The sequence below is a fragment of the Streptomyces sp. NPDC002690 genome (assembly GCF_053592415.1).
In genome coordinates this window covers 1-1674 of sequence record NZ_JBSFVR010000690.1, presented here as the reverse complement: position 1 = coordinate 1674, position 1674 = coordinate 1, and the positions used below count along the sequence as shown (strand labels likewise).

The window sequence follows — 1674 nt, the reverse complement described above, 5'->3', positions numbered from 1 at the left end:
CCTGCCGGGGCGCACCCGTGTTCCGGGGCGGACCGGAACACCGGGTACTCACCGGGTCCCCGAAGGGTCCGCGGCGGGCAGTCGCCCCGCGCGGACCGCCGCGACGAGCGCCTCGTGGTCCCGCTCGTTGCGGTCCGCGTACGCCTCCGCGAACACGCCGAGGGCCCGGTCGAAGGCATCGCCCTTGCCCAGGTACCCCGCGATGGCGATCCGGTCGCCCGACCTGGCGTGCGCCCGGGCCAGGGTCGCCCCGCAGACCTCTCCGAACAGCGTCAGCCCCCGCGGCACCATCCGCTCCGGCTCGGCGATCCCCTTCCAGTCGCGCAACTGACGGATGTAGAAGTCGCGGCGCTTGCCGTCGAACCCCTCCGCCCGCTCCCAGCCGAGGAAGATGTCGCTCGTCGCCTGCATCAGACGTTGCCCCGCCACGACGCGTTCGCCCTGGTTGCGGTAGCGGCTCGTACCGACGTGGTCGGCGAGGACCGAGGTGTCGGCCTCCTTGGCCTGCAGGAAGAGCGGATCGTCGTCGTCCCGGCCGAGCAGGAGCAGGACCCAGCAGCGCGTACCGACGCTTCCCACACCGACCACCTTGCGCGCCACGTCCGCCAGCCGGAAGCCGGAGACCAGCGCCCGGCGGTCCGACGGGAGGCTGCGGGCATACCGCCGCAGCAGGCCCCGGAACCGCTCCTCGGTCCCGATGCGCTCCGCGTCCGGCACCAGCTCGCTGAGCGGTACCACCAGGGGCGGGTCCGACATGATCCGACGCCGGCCGCCCGACCACTCGGTGAGCTTCCCGAGAACCTGCCGGCTGTCCCGGGTACGGGCCTTCAGCAGGGCGCGGTCGAGGTTCTTGCGCCCACGCTCGGCGAGTTGCACCGCCGCTACGGCCCGCAGCCGCGCCTCGTCGATCCGCGCGTACCAGACCTCCAGATTGCCCATGCGGGCGTACTGGGCCATCGACTCCCGGTACGACCGCACCGACGCCCGCACGATGCGCGCGCGCTCACGGTCCGGGAAGCCGTTCGCCCGCGCGGCGATGACGAGGCTGGCAGCGAGGCGTTTCACGTCCCATTCCCAGGGGCCGGGCAGCGTCTCGTCGAAGTCGTTGATGTCGAAGAGCAGATTGCGCTCCGGCGAGGCCAGCAGACGGAAGTTCAGCAGGTGCGCGTCCCCGCACAGCTGCGCCGTGATCCCGGAGACCGGCGTGCCGGCCAGGTCCGCCGCCATGATCCCGGCGGCGCCCCGGTAGAAGCGGAACGGCGATTCGGTCATCCTGCCGTACCGGAGGGGAACCAGCTCGGGCACGCGCGCCGCGGACTGCGTTTCCAGGAGGGTCAGCGGGTCGAACCGGCGCGCGGAGGGATCGAACTCCGCGTGGGCCGACCGCGGGACCCTCCGGCGTGCGGCCTTGCCCGCTGCCGCCCGTTCGGCGGGGGTGGCGCGTGGCGTGGCGCGAGACTCGGGACGGCGGTCCTGGGGCATGACGGCTCTCCTGACTTCCCCGAGGCGTGGTGCGCGTGACGCGCCGGGCACGTCACGCTGACGAGAGGGGGCGTGCGGTGGTGCCGGGCCGCCCCTTCGATGATCCCCGGCGCCGCCCGGTCCGGCACGTCCGAGACACGGGCCCGCGGGCCGGTTCGAGGGGCCGGGGCGGGCGCGGTCAGCCGTGCCCGG

At 73.9% G+C, this 1674-nt stretch carries 1 protein-coding gene; it reads right to left on the bottom strand.

The window, feature by feature from the left end; genetic code table 11:
- Nucleotides 1-48: 48 nt before the first annotated feature.
- Nucleotides 49-1482 carry a DUF2252 domain-containing protein gene (locus ACWD3D_RS36755; RefSeq protein ID WP_451464979.1) on the bottom strand — a complete coding sequence of 478 codons (1434 nt, stop codon included), beginning with the start codon at nt 1480-1482 and terminating at the stop codon, nt 49-51.
- Nucleotides 1483-1674 lie beyond the last annotated feature (192 nt).